The sequence below is a fragment of the Vibrio sp. 10N.222.52.C3 genome, assembly GCF_041474195.1.
GTDB lineage: Bacteria > Pseudomonadota > Gammaproteobacteria > Enterobacterales > Vibrionaceae > Vibrio > Vibrio crassostreae_C.
Genome location: NZ_JBFRTQ010000038.1, coordinates 59760 through 77985, shown reverse-complemented (window position 1 = coordinate 77985; position 18226 = coordinate 59760). Strand labels below are relative to the sequence as shown.

At 43.8% G+C, this 18226-nt stretch carries 17 protein-coding genes; 13 read left to right on the top strand and 4 right to left on the bottom strand.

Features of this window, described 5'->3' with window-relative positions:
- Positions 1 to 189 precede the first annotated feature (189 nt).
- The gene (locus AB4517_RS07605) at positions 190 to 504 is read right to left on the bottom strand and encodes a DUF496 family protein (protein WP_004742367.1); all 315 of its coding nucleotides are present in this window, start codon (positions 502 to 504) and stop codon (positions 190 to 192) included.
- Between the two features lie 195 nt (positions 505 to 699).
- On the opposite strand from AB4517_RS07605, the gene AB4517_RS07600 reads away from it, so the two are divergent.
- The 5 genes from AB4517_RS07600 (at position 700) to luxQ (ending at position 5904) form a co-directional block, all read left to right on the top strand.
- Positions 700 to 900 (top strand): hypothetical protein, encoded by a 201-nt coding sequence (locus AB4517_RS07600; protein ID WP_017068647.1) that lies wholly within the window; start codon positions 700 to 702, stop codon positions 898 to 900.
- A 56-nt stretch (positions 901 to 956) separates the two neighbouring features.
- Positions 957 to 1613, top strand: coding sequence for a YceH family protein (locus tag AB4517_RS07595; protein WP_017061769.1), 657 nt, complete (start codon positions 957 to 959; stop codon positions 1611 to 1613).
- Positions 1614 to 1928 carry a GIY-YIG nuclease family protein gene (locus AB4517_RS07590; protein WP_136978689.1) on the top strand — a complete coding sequence of 105 codons (315 nt, stop codon included), beginning with the start codon at positions 1614 to 1616 and terminating at the stop codon, positions 1926 to 1928.
- Positions 1929 to 2236: 308 nt separating this feature from the next.
- On the top strand, positions 2237 to 3331 hold the full coding sequence (locus AB4517_RS07585) for an autoinducer 2-binding periplasmic protein LuxP (protein WP_372148142.1): 1095 nt from the start codon (positions 2237 to 2239) through the stop codon (positions 3329 to 3331).
- Positions 3331 to 5904: a quorum-sensing autoinducer 2 sensor kinase/phosphatase LuxQ gene (luxQ, locus tag AB4517_RS07580; RefSeq protein WP_136973814.1), complete on the top strand. Its 2574-nt coding sequence runs from the start codon at positions 3331 to 3333 to the stop codon at positions 5902 to 5904. Before AB4517_RS07585 ends, luxQ begins: the two co-directional genes overlap by 1 nt.
- 59 nt (positions 5905 to 5963) lie before the next feature.
- Here the strand turns inward: luxQ and AB4517_RS07575 are convergent, their stop codons facing one another.
- Positions 5964 to 6623: a PilZ domain-containing protein gene (locus AB4517_RS07575; protein WP_017066093.1), complete on the bottom strand. Its 660-nt coding sequence runs from the start codon at positions 6621 to 6623 to the stop codon at positions 5964 to 5966.
- A 194-nt stretch (positions 6624 to 6817) separates the two neighbouring features.
- Between AB4517_RS07575 and AB4517_RS07570 the strand changes: the two genes are divergently transcribed.
- On the top strand, positions 6818 to 7168 hold the full coding sequence (locus AB4517_RS07570; protein ID WP_102397945.1) for a HopJ type III effector protein: 351 nt from the start codon (positions 6818 to 6820) through the stop codon (positions 7166 to 7168).
- A 134-nt stretch (positions 7169 to 7302) separates the two neighbouring features.
- Here the strand turns inward: AB4517_RS07570 and AB4517_RS07565 are convergent, their stop codons facing one another.
- Positions 7303 to 7611, bottom strand: a complete 309-nt coding sequence (locus AB4517_RS07565) for a DUF1289 domain-containing protein (RefSeq protein ID WP_080582242.1) — start codon at positions 7609 to 7611, stop codon at positions 7303 to 7305.
- 160 nt (positions 7612 to 7771) lie between these two features.
- Here AB4517_RS07565 and yegD point away from each other — a divergent pair, with 160 nt between their 5' ends.
- From yegD to AB4517_RS07545, 4 genes are all read left to right on the top strand, one after another.
- Positions 7772 to 9124: a molecular chaperone gene (gene yegD, locus AB4517_RS07560; RefSeq protein WP_136973813.1), complete on the top strand. Its 1353-nt coding sequence runs from the start codon at positions 7772 to 7774 to the stop codon at positions 9122 to 9124.
- 492 nt (positions 9125 to 9616) lie between these two features.
- On the top strand, positions 9617 to 10675 hold the full coding sequence (locus tag AB4517_RS07555) for a porin (protein ID WP_372148141.1): 1059 nt from the start codon (positions 9617 to 9619) through the stop codon (positions 10673 to 10675).
- Positions 10676 to 11023: 348 nt separating this feature from the next.
- Positions 11024 to 11656 (top strand): fumarylacetoacetate hydrolase family protein, encoded by a 633-nt coding sequence (locus AB4517_RS07550; protein ID WP_065585012.1) that lies wholly within the window; start codon positions 11024 to 11026, stop codon positions 11654 to 11656.
- A gap of 150 nt (positions 11657 to 11806) precedes the next feature.
- Positions 11807 to 12439, top strand: coding sequence for a LysE family translocator (locus AB4517_RS07545; protein WP_136978026.1), 633 nt, complete (start codon positions 11807 to 11809; stop codon positions 12437 to 12439).
- Between the two features lie 107 nt (positions 12440 to 12546).
- On the opposite strand, the gene AB4517_RS07540 is transcribed toward AB4517_RS07545, so the two are convergent.
- Positions 12547 to 14253: a phospho-sugar mutase gene (locus tag AB4517_RS07540; protein ID WP_372148140.1), complete on the bottom strand. Its 1707-nt coding sequence runs from the start codon at positions 14251 to 14253 to the stop codon at positions 12547 to 12549.
- Positions 14254 to 14707: 454 nt separating this feature from the next.
- Here AB4517_RS07540 and coxB point away from each other — a divergent pair, with 454 nt between their 5' ends.
- Genes coxB through AB4517_RS07525 form a run of 3 tightly spaced genes read left to right on the top strand, consistent with a single transcriptional unit; the run spans position 14708 to position 18209 of the window.
- Positions 14708 to 15910, top strand: coding sequence for a cytochrome c oxidase subunit II (coxB, locus tag AB4517_RS07535; RefSeq protein WP_372148139.1), 1203 nt, complete (start codon positions 14708 to 14710; stop codon positions 15908 to 15910).
- Positions 15907 to 17568 carry a cytochrome c oxidase subunit I gene (gene ctaD / locus AB4517_RS07530; RefSeq protein WP_017061756.1) on the top strand — a complete coding sequence of 554 codons (1662 nt, stop codon included), beginning with the start codon at positions 15907 to 15909 and terminating at the stop codon, positions 17566 to 17568. Before coxB ends, ctaD begins: the two co-directional genes overlap by 4 nt.
- Positions 17569 to 17579: 11 nt before the next feature.
- Positions 17580 to 18209 (top strand): cytochrome c oxidase assembly protein, encoded by a 630-nt coding sequence (locus AB4517_RS07525; RefSeq protein ID WP_017064839.1) that lies wholly within the window; start codon positions 17580 to 17582, stop codon positions 18207 to 18209.
- Positions 18210 to 18226: the final 17 nt, after the last annotated feature.

The following is an 18226-nucleotide window of genomic DNA, read 5'->3' as shown; positions in this document are numbered from 1 at the left end:
TCCATCGCTAGTGTACACTTGTTATTTAGTTTGATACTGCTGTTGAGTTTCATTCATTTTGCTTAGGTACGCTTAAGCCTAGACGGTTAGGTTTAGATGCTTAAGTATAGACGCTGGAGTTTAGGTAAAAAAAACCCACTACTAAGAGTGGGTTACTAACATTGTTACAAGTAAATTAGCGAGGTTAGATTACTTCTTACCTTGGATTTGCTTGTCTTCTTCTGTCAGTTCACGAATGCGACGGCTGATGTCACGGCGAGCTTTAGAAATCTCAGCGCTCTTGATGATGTGGTCATCAACACGGTCTTCGTAGTCAGCTTTCATATTTTTGATAATGCCTAGGATCTCGTCGTGAGTCATCTCTGGCTTGATGTAATCAAGTAGGTTATCAAGAAGGTCGACACGCTTACGGTTGTCACGAACTTTCTTTTCGTTGTCTAAAAGTTCACGCTTAAGTTTGTTCTTACGTCGTGCTTGGTTAACAATTTCAAATACGCTGCTCATAGATTCCTTTTCCTATTCGTCAAATACGTTGTCTGCTTCTGATTAAAGCACATCAATTGATGATGTAACAGTCTTTAGATCAAAGCAAAAGTAAGGTTGTTTAATTATTCGTCACTCTCGCTGATGTGTGATTGTTTTTATCTTACCGTTCAAGTTAGTATCCCATGTAGATACTGCATTGATACGAAATGTGAAATGAATCAACAACAATTGGAAAACGAAGAATTGGACGACAATGTCACTGAATCTTCAGCAGAACAAAACAAGCTTCGTGATGCGTATGTACAAGAGCGTACTTATTTGGAAGTCGTGGAAATAGAGCTAAACCGTTCTAAGATCATAATGATTGATGAACAGGGCAGAAAGAAACGAGTACCAATTTTGTCTGAACACTAGTTACTGCATTGTTAGGTGTTGAGATGGAATTATCAAAATAATAAAAAGGAAAAACGATGAACACAGTACTTTCCCCAATTGAAGCGAGAATTATCGGTTGTTTGATCGAGAAAGAAGTCACTACTCCCGATCATTACCCACTGACACTGAACAGTTTAACCACGGCATGTAATCAAAAGAGTAACCGTGAACCTGTTCTCTCTCTTTCTGAGTCAGATGTTTTAGATGCAGTTGATGGTTTAATCGGACGTCGCATGGTGAGTGATGAGAGCAGCTTCAATAGCCGTGTTAATAAGTATCAGCATCGTTTCTGCAACACTGAGTTCGGCGATCTGCAATTTACAGAGCAAGAGCGTGCAATCATCTGCTGTATGTTACTGCGCGGTGCGCAAACACCCGGTGAACTTCGTACTCGAACGGGTCGCCTTGCAAACTTTAGTGATGTGAAAGAAGTAGAAGCAACATTAGACAAACTCGCTGCAAGAGAAGCAGGTGCCTTGGTTGTGAAGCTGCCACGCGAAGCGGGTAAACGTGAATCACGCTACCAGCATTTGTTGAGCGGTGAAGTGGACGTTGAAGCGTTTGCGATGGCATCAGTAAGCGCGGCTGCCCCCTCTGCAACGAGTGAAAAGTTTGAAGAGCTTGAGTCTGAAGTTGCAAGCCTACGAGCAGAAGTGGCAGAGCTTAAGGCTCTGGTTGAATCACTGCTTTAAATGTCAGATGCTGATAAAAATGCGGATTGGGTAGTGTACTTGATCCGCAATCGTCACAATGCCCTTTATTGTGGCGTGACGAACAATCTAGAACGTCGATTTGAACAACATCAAACCGGTAAAGGCGCCAAAGCTTTAAAAGGTAAAGGCCCACTTAAGCTGGTTTGGAGCTTTGGTGTTGGCTCAAAAAGTGAGGCGTTGAAAACCGAATACGCGATCAAGCAGTTGCCCAAATCCCGCAAAGAAAAACTGGTATCACTCAAACTAATCATTGAGTGGCAAGAAGAGCAAATTCAATATATCGAAGTCTCATAATTCATAGCTAAAATGTTTGTTATTGATTAAATCTTAATAGTGTAAGGGGCTATAATAGCTCTAGCTAAGCTTATGAATTTAAATGGTAATTACTCTTACCGTGAATGGGCTGAAATCATAATTTAACTCGTTGTTCTTAATCTCCATTCCAAATTAACATATTGCTCATTTAGAATGTCGTTCTAATTAGTGTTAGACGCTATCATTTATCATCGTTGTCCTACATAATATCCATTAGCCATACAAAGAGATGGTGTCATGCTAGGTTAAAAAATGAGCCAAAGTAGCTCATATAAAACGAGAAAAATATGAAACGTTTACTGATGTTGTTTGGACTTGCCGTATTTTCTGCGTCCGCTCTCTCCCATGGTACTCATGTCCTCAATGGGTACTGGGAATACCAAGATTATCTTTCCACTTTTCCAGAACAAAGAGCATTGACCGATAAAATGGTCGAGGCTGTACAAAATCACCCTGTGCCACTGAGAAGAATCCAAGACAAACCAATTACTATTTCCGTGGTGTATCCGGGCCAACAGATCTCGGATTACTGGGTTCGCAATATTCAAGCTTTTGAGAAGCGTCTCGATAGGCTGAAGATCCGCTATCAAATAAATCAAGTGTTTACCCGTATTAATGCCGATCTCGCGCAGCAGAGTATTTCGTTGCAAGAAGCGATTGAAAACAAGACGGATTATTTGATTTTCACGCTAGATACCACGCGCCACCGCAAGTTTATCGAGCACGTGTTGACCTCTACAGACACCAAACTGATTCTTCAAAATATCACGACGCCAGTGCGATCTTGGGCAGATAGACAGCCATTTATGTATGTGGGTTTTGACCATGCGACAGGCAGTTTAAAACTGGCGGACTATTTTAAACAAGTAAGTCCGCCAGACAGTAAGTATTCTGTTTTGTATTACTCACAAGGCTATATCAGTGATGCGCGTGGAGATACTTTTATCCATGAAGTGAATACGGATACCAACTTTACCCTTAAGTCTTCGTTTTACACAAAATCAAACAAAGACAGTGGCTACCAAGCGGCTAAAATCAGCATAGAGAACGATAAGGATCTAGACTTTATCTATGCATGTTCAACGGATGTCGCTCTCGGTGCAATGGAAGCGATTCGTGAATCGGGCCAAGACATCTTAGTGAATGGTTGGGGAGGCGGCTCTGCTGAACTTGAAGCCATTGCAAGGGGCGACCTAGATGTTACTGTCATGCGTATGAACGACGATACAGGCATTGCAATGGCAGAGGCGATCAAGTGGGATCTAGCCGGTTTGGAAGTGCCTACCGTTTACTCTGGTGAATTTGAAATTGTCACCAAGGAAGATTCCCCAGAACGTATTTCAGAACTTAAACAGCGAGCATTTAGGTACTCAGGTCACTAATGAAGAAAAGTTACGCCAGTACACCTAGAAACACTTTAGCTAGACTCATTACGCGTATCGTTATTTTGGTGATAGGCGTGATGGCACTTGGCGTGCTTATTCATAATTATGAAACCAGCAGTAATATCGTACAGCAAGAGACGAATCGAACGGTACAGCAAACCTCAAGCCTGATCCAAAACATGTTTGATTATCGTTTGTCGGTGCTGCAAATCCATCAAGACAGTAGCTCACACAGTGAAACTCTCAGAGAGTACTTTGATACGGGTAATGACGAGACTCTGAGCTACTTTTTCTTTGGTGTTGACCAAGGTGAACCGGATCATGCACCAGATTTACGCTTTGTCTCAACCCACGATGGTTTGGCTTGGGAAGACGGCAACAGTCAATTTTATGGTTTGGATGAGTCCAACTTAAAGCATATTTCTGATGAGGTTTCGTTCAGCAGTAATTGGCATTTTATTAAACTGAGGACAGATATAGGTAAGCGTCACTTGTTGGCTCGCCGTACCCCTATTGTTGATAACGCTACTGGGGAAGTCCTTGGTCAACTCTATATCGCCATTGTGCTTGACAACAACTTCTCTTTGGCTGAGTCAATCCAACAGGGCAGTAATAGCGAAAATATCGTGATTGAAGCGCACGGTACACCGGTGACATCGACATTCAGTGGTGATGAAAGCTACACCATTACTGACATCCTCAATTACCAAATGTACGAACAGTTGCCGCGTCATTTCGTTACCATCGCAACCATAAAGATTAATGCTGTTGAAACTCCTTTAATCATTCGAGCTGTTCAAAAAAATAATAATTTCATTGCGTTAGAAGAGAATTATCAGCGTGCGATCATCGTGGTGATTGTGGTGATCATATTGATGTCTTTTTTTGCTCGAACTTGGATTCAAAAGAGAGTCTCAGCCGAGCTTGATAAGCTAATGGACTTTACTCGTTCGGCAAGTGCTAGCGAAGAGTACAACAAGTTCGATGGCTCTAACATTTTCGAATTTCATCATATTGGTTGTACTCTTGAAGACACCTTTGAGCGCTTATCTGAACAGAATCAAAAATTCCAAGATCTCTTTAACTTTGCTCATTCGCCTATCTTAGTTTGGTCTGAAAAAGGCGATTTGATTCAGATGAACCCCGCCGCTCGCATGGCGTTGTTCGATGCTGATGACAATTATGGTCCAATTGCCCAAGAGTTTGAGCAGCGAATGCTGCCTAATATTCAAATGGTGGTTCAGGGTTCTAAACTGACGGGTATTAACGTACCCATTGGTGAAAAGGTGTTTCGTTGGAACATGTCTGCTATTCGCGTGGAACACGGCATCACAGGAGTGGTGGTACAAGGGCAAGATATTACTAAGCTAATCGAGGCGGAAAGACAGGCTGATCGAGCAAGAGAAGAAGCTGAGCATCTTGCGAATGTGCGAGCAGACTTCTTAGCTAAGATGAGTCATGAGATTCGCACGCCGCTCAACGGTATTCTCGGTGTGTCTCAGCTGCTCAAGCGCTCTATGCACAATGAAGATAATCGCGAGCAGGTGGATGTACTGTGTAATAGTGCGGAACATTTACTGGCGGTACTTAACGATATCTTGGACTTCTCAAAGATTGAGCAAGGGCAGTTTAATATTCAAAAGAAAGACTTCCGTTTAGGGGAGTTAGTTAATACCTTAGACAGCATCTATCGACCGCTGTGTGAAGATAAATCCGTCGAATTTACCATTGTGAATCACTTGGTTGATGACATTGAAATCAATACCGACCAAGTACGTCTCAATCAGATCATGTTTAATCTGTTGAGTAATGCTTTTAAATTCACTCATCAAGGCGGTATCTCCGTCAGCTTTGAGCTCGAGAGTATCTTTAACTCCGATCACGCCAGCTTGATCGTTCGAGTGAAAGATTCTGGCATTGGTATTGATGAAAGCAAAATTGATGCTGTTTTTGAACCCTTTGTTCAAGCCGAAGAGACCACCACTCGTGAATATGGTGGCACTGGTTTAGGACTTACAATTGTAAAAAATCTGGTCGATATGCTGGAAGGGGACATTCAAGTCCGCAGCGTGATAGGTCAAGGCTCAGAGTTTACGATAGAAATTCCTGTAGTCGTACACGCCAAGCCGCTATTAGTCGATGCTAAGCAACAAGCTGAGGTTGAGCCAGAGGCGTTGTTTAGTCGACCTTTGAATGTGTTGCTGGTGGAAGACAATCACACCAACGCCTTTATTGCTCAGGCTTTCTGTAAGAAATATGGCATGGTCGTCACCTGGGTAAAAGATGGCTTAGAAGCGATTGAGATGGCTAAGACGATTACCTATGACTTGATCTTGATGGATAACCAACTCCCTAATCTCGGTGGTGTTGAAACCACTCAGCAGCTAAGAGGTGAGATTGGTGTGTCAGCCCCTATTTATGCGTGTACCGCTGATGCTCAAGAGTCAACTAGAGACAGCTTTATGGCCGCAGGGGCGAATTACGTGATTGTAAAGCCGATTAAAGAAGAGTCGCTCCACCAAGCGTTTGTTCATTTCAAAAACTCATACTGGAATGACACAGAGCACTAGGCTTTAACTTAGTGCTCTTTAATGGAGTCTGTTGAAGAGAAGTAACTAATTTTCTGCCTTTATATCGAGCCAGCGACAAAGGCTTGTTCCAATAGCAGCGTTTTCAACTCATCACTCATATCTAGGTGTTCAGGGAATTGGATACCTAGCAGCCAGCCTTGTCTTTGCCTTTTCTTACTTACCACCTTGTAGACAAGATCGTCATCTAAGTACTCATTTAAGTCAGAATTAACTTTTATCTTCCAGCCGACATCAATATCTGATTGCTGGGTAAGATAGATACCGCACCCTGACGCTGAAAAGTCGACTAGTGTGGCATCCAGCGACAAGGTATCAAAAGTGACTTCACAGCTGAGACGTACTTTATACCTTTCGTGTTCACGAATAGGCTTGGTTGCAAAGTTTGAGGGTGGGCGAAGGAAGATTAGATGTGCTGGAGAGGTGATATGAGCCAGTACATTGGTTTTGAACGCGACAATGTGCCCAAGTTCGGTGTCGGTAATCGCACGAACAATAATATCAACGTTTGTGAGCTTTCTCAGCGTCAGTGCTTCTGTCGCTTTTTGCGTAAGCTCTAGGATGAGGTACTGATCTTCTTTGTGTCCGATATAAAGTGTACTGATCTGGATTGAGTCGTCTGGGCCAAATTCCAATACACCTGCTGTTTTTGTACCTGGCTTTAGGTATCTGAACAGTTCTAAGTTTTTATCTTTATGCATATTCGTTACTGAACAATGTTAATCGTTTGATAAAATAATATAACGCCCTGATAAAACTATGTCATTAGTTTCATTGAAGTAATTAGCAGCGTACAACAAAAAAGTGAATCGCTATCTCAAGTAAACAACGGCTTACTCTTGTCGTAAAACAAGATACACTGCTGACAGATATATACTTGATGGAGAAATAGTAAATGGAACTGGAAACCTTATTGAATACTCTGGCTGAAACCCCAGAGGCCGTGCAATTTGAAGATACAATGCAAGTGATCGAAGCTCACTATGATTTTTCTGAGCGCGAATTTCGCAATGGTGAGGTAGTGAACGCTGCAGGGCAGAATAATGGTTCGTGTAAGATTTTTGCTTTTGGTTTAGAGCAAGGCCTATCAGCAGAGCAAACACTTGCTTGTTTTGGTCAATTTTATCGTAACGACGTGCTAGGTTTTCCTGAGAACAGCGACCATCAAAATATTCGTAACTTTATGGTTCATGGCTGGAATGGTATCCAGTTTTCTCAGCCTGCGCTGGTTGCAAAAGCGAAGTAGACACTAACCAGGTAACGATTAGGTCGAAATTTGATCTCAGTATTTTGAAGCGAGAAAACAACCTCTCGCTTTTTTTGTCTATGTTGAACTGGCTAGTAACTTGCTATCCAGTAACTTACTAAATGGGCTCTAAACTACTGAACGGGCAGGGCAGACAAGCACTTACGACACATACAAACTCCAGCCTTTGGAATATCGCTAGTATCTCGTTTTTCTAACTCAAAACACCAACACGTCTCTTTGCCCGCACTGATATCGCATTGAGCTGGCTCATTACACTGTGGACATTGGTGAGTCGAACTCGCGCCACTAAGATTATCCATAACCGACGTTTGCTCTTCTTCAGATAAGCCTTTCCAACCTATAATTTCATCCATTGTTCGAAAGCAGCCACTACACATTCCGCCATTATTTTTACAAGCCGCTCGGCAAGGTGTTTTCATTTCTCTAACCTGTGATTCATTTGGGCTGAAATGTAGCATATTTGTTTCTTCTTGAAGAGCCGTTAAGCTAAGAAATTACTCAGTTAAATTTAGAAATGACCTCGTAATTTTTAGGCTTTTCATGTAGCATCTCGCCCCTTTTGTTGAGTGGGGGGATATTATGTTTATTGGATTTGATTATGGAACAGCGAACTGTTCTGTCGCGGCGATGGTTAATGGAGATCCAAGCCTGTTACCGCTAGAAGGTAACAACCACTATATTCCCTCAACCGTGTTTGCGCCTACTCGTGAGAGTGTTTCTGAACATCTATTCCGCCACTTGAATATCAAGCCGAGTGATGCGATCGGTGAGCAAGTACTACGACGTGCGATTGCGCTGAACAGAGAAGAGAGTATCGACTTAGTGCCAGAAGACATGGCATTTGGTCAGGCTGCGTTGGACTTATATTTAGAAGACCCTCGCGATGTTTATTATGTTAAGTCCCCTAAATCTTTCCTTGGCGCGAGTGGACTGCATGATGTGCAGGTGAGCTTTTTCGAAGATTTAGTGTGCGCCATGATGGCAAATATCAAGAATCAAGCCGAACTCACGACTCAAGAGCAGATCAAGCAAGCTGTTATCGGCCGACCAATTAACTTCCACGGTCGAGGTGGTGAAGAGGCGAACAGACAAGCTGAAGACATACTGTCTCGCGCAGCTAAGCGTGCCGGTTTCCTTGATATCGCTTTTCAATTTGAGCCCGTAGCCGCAGGCCTTGATTACGAAAGCACATTAACTGAAAACCAAACAGTATTGGTTGTTGATATTGGCGGTGGTACCACCGATTGCTCATTATTAGAAATGGGACCAACGTGGTCTGGTAAAGCGGATCGTACCCAGAGCTTGTTGGCACACAGTGGGCAAAGGGTAGGGGGGAATGACCTCGATATCTATCTTGCATTCAAACAACTGATGTCACCTTTTGGTATGGGCAGCAAAGGCATTTCGGGTATTGATATGCCACTGACTCAATTCTGGAACCCAATTGCGATTAATAATGTTGAAGCTCAAAAGAACTTCTATTCAAGAGAAAACCTAGCGGCATTAAAATTACTTCGTAAAGAAGCGTCAGAGCCTCAAAAGCTAGAACGTTTGATGAAGGTTTATCACGACACTTTGGGTTACGGTATTGTGCGTAGAGCGGAAGAGGCCAAGATTGCGCTGGCAGAATCCCCTCAATATCGTGCTGCGATTAATGTTGCCTCTGAACTGGTCGAGGTAGATATCTCAGTCGAACAGATGGTTGAAGCGATTGAAACACCAAAGTCTAAGATGATTGAGTTGGTTAAAGAAGCGATTCAACAAGGCCAGAAAAAGCCAGACGTAATCTACATGACGGGTGGTTCCGCTCGTTCACCGATACTTCGTGAAGCCGTACAACAAGCTGTGCCGAATGTACCGATTGTGAGTGGTAATTACTTCGGTTCAGTAACTGCAGGTTTAGCTCGTTGGGCTGAGGTTTGCTTCAAATAAGAGTTCAATGATGAGTTATGAAGGGCAACCAGTCGCTGATTGGTTGCCCTTTTTTTGTTTTTCTCTAATGAACTTTCTATTGAACGATTTTTCCTAGCTCATATTGGGATTTGTTTCACAAAGCTAAATATTTCAGCTGAGCTCTACGTGTTACAAAATGTTTCAAAGGCAAAGGCGAGCCTCTCGATGGTCTGATGAGTTACCTTGGGTTTAGATTTTTAATGCTTTTTTAGTGATTATAAAATCAAAAATAATCAAAGTATTTATCTCAAAGAATGAAAGGAGATCCCAGCGATTGTCGTGTTAATCAACTGTTTTAAAAGGTATTTTTGTTTTTTATAGTGCGATTTTTTTTATTTTATATATTTTAATGCAACTTTCTTGTCATTCGTATATTAGGGTTTGCCTACTTGTTAAATGCAGGTAACAACTTCTCCGTAAGCACGAGGTTGTTAGTGAATAACTCACCCAGTTACATAATGGACATGACAAATGAATAAGAAACTTTTAGCGCTAGCAATTTCTGGTGCAGTATTTGGTACACAGGCAGTCGCAGTAGAACTTTACAACGAAGACGGCACAACATTCTCTGTTGGCGGCCACGTTTCAGTTGCAGTTGGTGATGTAAACAGCGAAGACCGCCTTAACAGCGACGACATCGGTGTAGAAACTGTTTCTCCACGTATCAACTTCGGTGCAACTCATGAACTTGGTAACGGCTTTACTGCTGATGCTAAAGGTGAATGGGCGCTAAACATGCTAGACGGTGGTGATCAGTCATTCACAACTCGTCTTGGTTACGTTGGCCTTTCTCACGATGATTACGGTCGTGCAGCAGTAGGTACTCAATGGGCACCTTACTACAACGTTGCTGGTGTAGCAGATATGCCAATCGCATTTGCGAATGACTTCATCTACGAAGATCACGGTAATCTAGGTACTGGTCGTGGCGAAGAGATGGTTAGCTACGGCAACGCTATCGACTTCGGTAACGCTGGTTCTCTAAACGTAGGTGTTGCATGGCAAGGCCGCAAGACTGATAAAGTTTCAGATACAAACACAAACAAATACGGTAACCGTGCTCAAATTGCATTGAACTACGCAATTGCTGATTTCACAGCAAACTACGCATACAACACTGGTGACGTTACATTTGGTAACATTGGCGGTGGTTCTAAAACTGCTGATTCTAACGTAGTGAGTGCTACTTACGGTTCTTACGGTTCTGAAGGTCTATTCTTAGCTGGTGTTTATGCTATGAATAACTACATGAACTCAAGCTCTGGTGTTGCTTTAGAAGAGACAGTTGCAGTTGAATTACTTGCTTCTTACGCACTTTCTAACAGTCTGAACTTAAGCGTTAACTACGAAGCGGTAGAAGACGACAAGAACAGCGAAACTGTATACAGCACTTCAGCTCTACAAGCTGAATACAACTTCACATCTCAGTTCGTAGGCTTTGCTGGTTACCAGTTCGACCTACAAGGTTCTGGCGTGTACAAAGAAAAAGCTGATGACCAGTGGCTACTTGGTGCTCGTTACTACCTATAAGTCGCAGACTTATTTAGCATAGTGTTTACTCCTTAAGTTTACCTTTTAGGATACTGTCCTAGACACCATGCTAAGCCCTCTCAAGCCTTTGGTTTGAGAGGGCTTCTTTCGTTTTAATGCTCTTCAAATTTAACTGCCTACTTTAGTTTCATTTTCTCTAATTTATGTAAGCCGATGACTCTATTCCTGCTGGGTCGGTCGAGGTATACACCGATATTTACCTAAAAGTATTCAAATCAATGAATTGAGCTCAAGATCAGAATTTAGAGATCGGTAATCATCTTGTCGAAGACTCTCATTTTATGATGCGCTAAACTCTGCTCTCTAAAAATAGTTCAGGGATAAACTATGAGCAGCGTTGTAGATCAGAAACAATTGATGAAGTCGAAACGAACAGCAACCCCAACAAAAGTACTGTGTGTTGGGCGTAACTATGTCGATCACATTGAAGAACTTAACAATGCGATTCCTGACTCTATGGTGGTGTTTAATAAACCAAGCACCAGCGTGACTTCCTCTCTTTCTTCGTTTCATCAAGAAGCACTGCACTATGAAGCTGAAATCTGCTTTATCGTTGAAAATGGCCAATACTCAGCCGTGGGCTTAGGGTTAGACCTCACCAAGCGTGAGTTGCAAAGTAGCTTAAAAGCGAAAGGCTTACCTTGGGAACGCGCCAAAGCTTTTGATGGCTCAGCCGTATTTAGTCGCTTTGTTCCAATTGATAACTTAGACCTTGCAGACTTAAACCTAGAGTTGTTTATTAACTGTGTTCGTGTTCAGAAAGGACATGTTGAGCAGATGCTTTACTCTCCAAAAACTATCCTAGAAGAGCTGTCTTCTTATACCACCTTACTAGACGGCGATGTTGTGATGACAGGTACGCCAAAAGGTGTTGGGGCCGTACATCGAGGCGATATCTTCCTTGGTCGCCTAAAGTGTGGCGATACGACATTGATTGAGATCGAATGGGTAGCAAGTTAATTAGTCTTTTCTATTTAGTTAATAAATTGGCTTTGTCGCTTAATGTTGGTTTTTAATTCGATTAAATAAACGTCGAACAACTGATTGCATCTGGAAGGGTGTTGGTAATTGATATAAAATCCGCCTCCGTTTTTATCAATGCTGACCCTCATGATCGACTTAACCATTTTACCTGTCTACCTGACTGCCGTTGTTGCACTTCTTCTTTTACCTGGCCCTGATATGTTACTGATTGCGAGTTCAAGCATGAGCTATGGCCGTAAGGTCGGCGTGTTTGCAAGCCTAGGTAATGCGACTTCTGGAATCATTCTGACAGTATTAGCGGCTATGGGTGTATCAGCGTTGATCGCAATGAGCCCAATAGCGCTTAAAGCTCTACATTTGTTAGGCGGCGCGTACTTGTTGAAGATGGGTTGGGATTGCCTGCGAACAGAGCAGGGTAATGCGCCGGAGTTAAACGATAATTTTGCTGCAAAAGCCTATTATCAACGAGCGCTGATCAGCAACCTGCTTAACCCTAAAGCCTTGGTATTTTTCGTGATGTTTTTACCTCAGTTTGTATCAACGAATATTGAAGCGACTTCGGGCGAGCAAATGTTAGTGCTTGGTTTGCTACTGAATGTCTTAGGTTTAACGTTCAATTTCTTACTAGTAGCGTTGGTCGGTACGATTGGTAAGTCTCTAGTCGAAAATGCTAAGTTTCGCACTTATCAGCAGAAAGTGATGGGCGGTGTATTCATCGTATTGGCGGCTTGGATGTTGTCTTCTTTCTTTACTTCGTAGACGAATCAAATCAGACATCTTCTCGTGGTTAGCCGCTGAGACAAAAATGGACGCTACGAGCGTCCATTTTTTATATTTAACCGTTACATGTTGAACGCGCTAAATCGCTATGAATTCAACTCTTGTTGGTGTTGTTCAATCAGTTTCTCCATGTACTTCTCACCGCGCAGGCGAGTGTCTTCGTAGGTTTCTGTCCCTTCAAATTTTGTCACCGTCTCATAGTAGACCTTAACTTTTGGCTCAGTACCGGAAGGTCTTACGATAATGCGTGAACCATCTTCGAGATGATAGATGAGTACGTCACTTGCAGGCAGGTTAATGGCTTCAGTATTGCCTCCAATGACGAAGCGTAAAGAAGACTGCAAATCTTCAATTACAGAGATAGCGACACCGTTGATTGCTTTAGGCTGTGCCGAGCGGAGCTTAGAACCAATCGATGGTGAGTCTGGGTCTAAAGCAATACTTCGCTGAGCGTTGGTATGAACCCCATGTTCAAATGAAATTTGAGCGAGAAGATCCCAAACTGTTCGACCTTGAGATTTTAACTCCTCAACCAATTGAGCAAACACGACAATAGCAGACAGCCCATCTTTGTCTCGTACTTGAGTACCAATTGTGTAGCCTAATGCTTCTTCATAGGCGAACAAGAAGTCGTTCTGATCATTTTCCAATTGCATGCCAATATTCGCTAACCATTTAAAGCCTGTCAGTGTTTGGAAATAAGTCGCCCCGTGGGATTGAGCTACTTTTTCAAGCAATGTTGAAGATACGATACTGTTACCAACTAATTGGCTTTTGGTATGCGGCTTTGAGAGTAGATAATGAGCGAATAGCACGCCGACTTGGTCACCTGTTAGCATTTTGTATGAGCCATCATCTGTTCTCACTGCAACCGCAAATCGGTCTGCATCTGGATCGTTGGCACAAGCAATGTCGGCATCGACACTTTTTGCTAAGTTAACCACCAGATCCATCGCGCCTTTTTCTTCCGGATTCGGGAAGTTGACGGTCGGGAAGTTACCATCGGGCTCTCTTTGCTCGGCGACGCTGAACACCTTATGGAAACCAGAATCGTGAAGTAGATCCTCGGCCATTTGTGCGCCGACACCATGCATTGCGGTATAGGTGATGGTGGTGTTCGCCGATTCGATCTCGTCACTCACGTATGGGCTCTGATTGATCGCAGCGCGGTACGTTTGATAATAGCCTTCAGTTAACCACACCAACTTACCTTGCGTTTCAGCGTCACTTAGGCTCATTAAAGGGAGCGGCTTGGTTGATGCGATATCGATTTCAGCGGCAATACCCGCGTCGTGAGGAGGAATGATTTGAGCGCCATTCTCCCAGTACACTTTGAAACCATTGTATTCTGGTGGGTTGTGGCTGGCCGTCACCACAACGGCAGCTGCGGCGTTGAAGTGCTCAATACCAAAGGCAACGATAGGGGTCGCCGCGACGTTCGAGGTTAGATAAACCTTAATGCCTAAAGCCGTGAGTACGGAAGCGGTATCAATCGCGAACTGCTTTGAATCTAAACGGCCGTCATAACCGACGACCACACCGCGAATGGTCGCATTAGCGACATGTTCGATTAAGTAGTGGCCGAGCCCGGTTGCTGTTTCCTGTATGACTAAACGGTTCATTCGATTTGGGCCGCATCCAACTTTGCCTCTAAGTCCTGCCGTTCCGAACTCTAATCGTTGAGTAAAGCGGTCTTCAAGTTCGTCGTGCATTCCCTCATCGATGAGGTGTTGAAGTTCTTCACGAGTTCTTGGATCTGGGTCTCTCGCTAACCAATTCATTGCATCTTGCATAATCACTAAACCTATTAATGTCTGTATGACTTACCGTTGATTTAATTTAAGTGATATTGATTCTCATTTCCATGGAGGCAATCGTAAAACTCGATATAAAATAAATTCCAACGGCAAGAGGGCACGTAGATTAAGCCACTTCAAATAATTGACTGTTTAGTAAGTAAACTTACCTTGAATAATTGGATATCACTAACTAGCCTTTTACATAAATATAACAAAATTTAACAAATTCGCCGTTTTTGAATCTTTCATGGAAACCTCCAACGCTTTTTAACCGTATTAGTTCTTGGGTTTATATGAGGTCAGTAGCCTGCTCACAGGCTAGTTCCATGTGAGTTGTAGATTGAGATTCAGCCTTTTCATGTGTAGCCGGAATAACAATGAATGTTGTCCAGTTCGCAACGACATTTAGGTCGCAAGTATCCAATTAGGAAGGACAAGGAGAGATCTTTTGAAAAGATTACTGGTTAGGCTAGCGTGGCTTTTGAAGAGTTTTGTTGTGCTTTTAGTATCGCCTTTAGTGCACGCTAGCAGTGATTACAACATGACTCAAGGCGTCACTGAGATCAGTGGTAAGGTGTATGAACTTCATATGCTGATCTTCTACATCTGTTGTGCGATTGCCTTTGTTGTTTTTGGTGTGATGTTTTATTCGATTTTGAGGCACAGGAAATCGAAGGGCGCAGTTGCTGCCCATTTTCACGAAAGCACGAAAGTCGAAATTCTTTGGACCATCATCCCTATCATCATTCTCATCGCTATGGCGATACCCGCCACCAAAACCTTAATAGCGATGGAAGATACCTCCCAATCAGATCTGACCGTTAAAATCACCGGGTCACAATGGAAATGGCATTACAGCTATTTTGGTGAAGACGTCGAGTTTTACAGCCTTCTAGCGACCAGTGACAAAGAGATTGAAGGCCTCGAAGTGAAAGGCGCGCATTACCTGCTAGAAGTTGATAAGCCGCTGGTACTGCCTGTTGACCGTAAAGTCCGTTTCTTGATGACTTCCGATGATGTGATTCACTCATGGTGGGTGCCAGCATTCGCCGTTAAGAAAGATACCATTCCGGGCTTTATTAATGAGGCTTGGACTAAGATAGATGAGCCTGGTTTTTACCGAGGGCAGTGTGCAGAGTTGTGTGGTCGTGCCCATGGTTTCATGCCGATCGTGGTGCATGCCATGGAAGAAGATGAGTTTGACGCATGGCTAGCGGAGCAGAAAGAGTTAGCGATAGCCGAACAACAAGCCGCAAAAGATGCATTAGGTGCGTCACTTTCCTTGGCGGAGTTGAATACCATCGGTGAAGAGGTTTACAAAACTCGATGTGCGGTTTGTCACCAAGCAAACGGTGAGGGCATTCCTGGAGCATTCCCTGCCATCAAAGGAAGTCCTATTGCCCTTGGTGATGTGGATGTTCATATCGACACAATTGTTTATGGTCGTGGCGGTACGGCGATGCAAGCATTCGATAATCAGTTAACCGAGAAAGAGATCGCAGCGGTAGTAACTTATCAACGAAACGCTTGGGGTAATGATACCGGCGATATTGTTCAGGCCTCAGATATCAACGCTTATAAGGCGAAGCAAGAAGGCAGTTCTGAAAGCTCAACGGATGATGCACAAAATGATGCTAAGGATCAGTTATGAGTTCACCAATCAATAAGCCGGTGAAATCGGCTCCAGCAGAAGATCAAGTACTGAGCCATTCTGCGGAAGGCACCTTGGGCAATAATGATTTGCCTGTTGATGATCACGATTCACATGCGGCACCTAAAGGCTGGGCTCGTTGGCTGTATTCAACCAATCATAAAGACATTGGTACACTTTATTTGTGGTTCAGCTTTGCAATGTTCTTAACGGGCGGCGCAATGGCGATGGTGATCCGTGCGGAGCTGTTCCAACCGGGTTTGCAACTCGTTGAGCCAGATTTCTTCAATCAGATGACTACAGTCCATGGTTTAATCATGGTATTCGGTGCCGTAATGCCTGCATTTACGGGTTTGGCTAACTGGATGATTCCGATGATGATCGGTGCTCCAGATATGGCGCTGCCGAGAATGAACAACCTCAGTTTCTGGATCTTGCCTTTTGCGTTTCTAATCTTAATCGGATCTTTGTTTACAGAGGGTGGCGGCCCGAGCTTTGGTTGGACCTTCTACGCGCCACTCTCGACAACTTATGGCCCAGACAGTACCGCGCTATTCGTATTCTCAGTTCATATTATGGGGATCAGTTCGATCATGGGGGCGATTAACGTCATCGTAACCATAGTGAACATGCGCGCACCGGGCATGACTTGGTTCAAGCTACCGATGTTCGTATGGACTTGGTTAATTACCGCTTTCTTGCTGATAGCCGTGATGCCCGTGCTCGCGGGTGCGGTGACCATGGTACTGACTGACAAATATTTTGGGACTAGTTTCTTTGATGCCGCTGGTGGTGGTGATCCCGTCATGTTCCAGCACATATTCTGGTTCTTTGGGCACCCCGAAGTGTACATCATGATCTTGCCGTCTTTTGGTATTGTCTCAGCCATCATCCCTGCATTCAGTGGTAAGCGCCTGTTTGGTTATCACTCGATGGTTTATGCGACCTGTAGTATCGCACTGTTGTCATTTTTGGTTTGGGCACACCACATGTTCACCACGGGTATGCCAGTATTTGCCGAACTGTTCTTCATGTATTGCACCATGTTGATAGCGGTGCCGACCGGTGTGAAAGTCTTCAACTGGGTGGCGACCATGTGGCGCGGTGCTTTGACCTTTGAAACACCAATGCTGTTTGCGATTGCCTTCATTGTTTTGTTTACGATTGGCGGGTTATCTGGATTGATGCTCGCTATCGTGCCAGCTGATTTCCAATACCACGATACTTATTTTGTTGTGGCTCACTTCCATTATGTTCTGGTAACCGGTGCCGTGTTCTCGATTATGGCTGCTGCCTATTATTGGCTGCCTAAGTGGACCGGACATATGTACGACCACAAGCTCAGCCTGTGGCATTTCTGGACGTCGGTGATTTCAGTTAATGTACTGTTTTTCCCGATGCACTTTTTAGGGTTAGCGGGTATGCCGCGTCGTATTCCTGATTATGCGATTCAGTTTGCTGACGTTAACCAAGTCGTGTCGATTGGTGGTTTTGCGTTTGGGTTGTCTCAGCTAATTTTCTTATGGCTAGCGATTAAGTGCGTAAGAGGGGGAGAGCCTGCGCCAAGTAAGCCTTGGGATAGAGCTGAAGGTCTTGAATGGACAGTACCAAGCCCTGCGCCTCACCACACCTTTACCCATCCGCCGAAAGTGGATTAGAGGGCAGAACCATGAGTGATAAGCAAAGCGATCCCAATCAAGATAAAAAACAACCTAAGCGCCTGTCTAATAAGCGATCGACCAAAAAGCTGACGGGCTACTTGGTGTTGAGCGTGGTTGCGATGTTTTGCTTCGGTTTCGCTTTGGTGCCGCTCTACGATGTCATGTGTGAGGCCTTAGGCATCAATGGCAAAACTAATACTGTTTCAGCGGTGCAACCTCAGGGAATGCAGCCAGACTACTCTCGTACGGTTCGAGTCGAATTCATGTCCCACATCAAGCCAGATATGCCATGGCAGTTTTCGCCTGAAGTTCGAGTGTTAGAGGTTCATCCTGGTGAGGTGGTTCAAACTAACTACATTGCCAAAAACCTTTCTGGAGCCTCATTGGTTGGCCAAGCCGTACCGTCGGTTTCTCCAGGTATGGGGGCAACCTACTTCAATAAGATGGAATGCTTTTGCTTTAATCAGCAGCCATTGGACGGGCACAAGAGCGCAGAAATGGGTTTGATATTTTACATTGAGCCAGATATTCCAGAATCGATACATACGCTGACGCTCTCTTACACATTATTCAATATCACGAATGAGGTGGGTGCTGCGGCCAATAAATCTGAGCCTAACGTACTCGCAAGTAACTAGGAATTTACAGAACCAGT

Bases quoted from the DNA above. Each gene is read 5' to 3' on its own strand.
- AB4517_RS07565 (WP_080582242.1), bottom strand. From the start codon at position 7,611: ATGAAAACACCTTGCCGAGCGGCTTGTAAAAATAATGGCGGAATGTGT.
- ctaD (WP_017061756.1), top strand. From the start codon at position 15,907: ATGAGTTCACCAATCAATAAGCCGGTGAAATCGGCTCCAGCAGAAGAT.
- AB4517_RS07540 (WP_372148140.1), bottom strand. From the start codon at position 14,253: ATGCAAGATGCAATGAATTGGTTAGCGAGAGACCCAGATCCAAGAACT.
- AB4517_RS07605 (WP_004742367.1), bottom strand. From the start codon at position 504: ATGAGCAGCGTATTTGAAATTGTTAACCAAGCACGACGTAAGAACAAA.
- AB4517_RS07525 (WP_017064839.1), top strand. From the start codon at position 17,580: ATGAGTGATAAGCAAAGCGATCCCAATCAAGATAAAAAACAACCTAAG.
- AB4517_RS07550 (WP_065585012.1), top strand. From the start codon at position 11,024: ATGAGCAGCGTTGTAGATCAGAAACAATTGATGAAGTCGAAACGAACA.
- AB4517_RS07555 (WP_372148141.1), top strand. From the start codon at position 9,617: ATGAATAAGAAACTTTTAGCGCTAGCAATTTCTGGTGCAGTATTTGGT.
- AB4517_RS07585 (WP_372148142.1), top strand. From the start codon at position 2,237: ATGAAACGTTTACTGATGTTGTTTGGACTTGCCGTATTTTCTGCGTCC.
- AB4517_RS07600 (WP_017068647.1), top strand. From the start codon at position 700: ATGAATCAACAACAATTGGAAAACGAAGAATTGGACGACAATGTCACT.
- AB4517_RS07545 (WP_136978026.1), top strand. From the start codon at position 11,807: ATGATCGACTTAACCATTTTACCTGTCTACCTGACTGCCGTTGTTGCA.
- luxQ (WP_136973814.1), top strand. From the start codon at position 3,331: ATGAAGAAAAGTTACGCCAGTACACCTAGAAACACTTTAGCTAGACTC.
- yegD (WP_136973813.1), top strand. From the start codon at position 7,772: ATGTTTATTGGATTTGATTATGGAACAGCGAACTGTTCTGTCGCGGCG.
- AB4517_RS07595 (WP_017061769.1), top strand. From the start codon at position 957: ATGAACACAGTACTTTCCCCAATTGAAGCGAGAATTATCGGTTGTTTG.
- AB4517_RS07570 (WP_102397945.1), top strand. From the start codon at position 6,818: ATGGAACTGGAAACCTTATTGAATACTCTGGCTGAAACCCCAGAGGCC.
- AB4517_RS07590 (WP_136978689.1), top strand. From the start codon at position 1,614: ATGTCAGATGCTGATAAAAATGCGGATTGGGTAGTGTACTTGATCCGC.
- AB4517_RS07575 (WP_017066093.1), bottom strand. From the start codon at position 6,623: ATGCATAAAGATAAAAACTTAGAACTGTTCAGATACCTAAAGCCAGGT.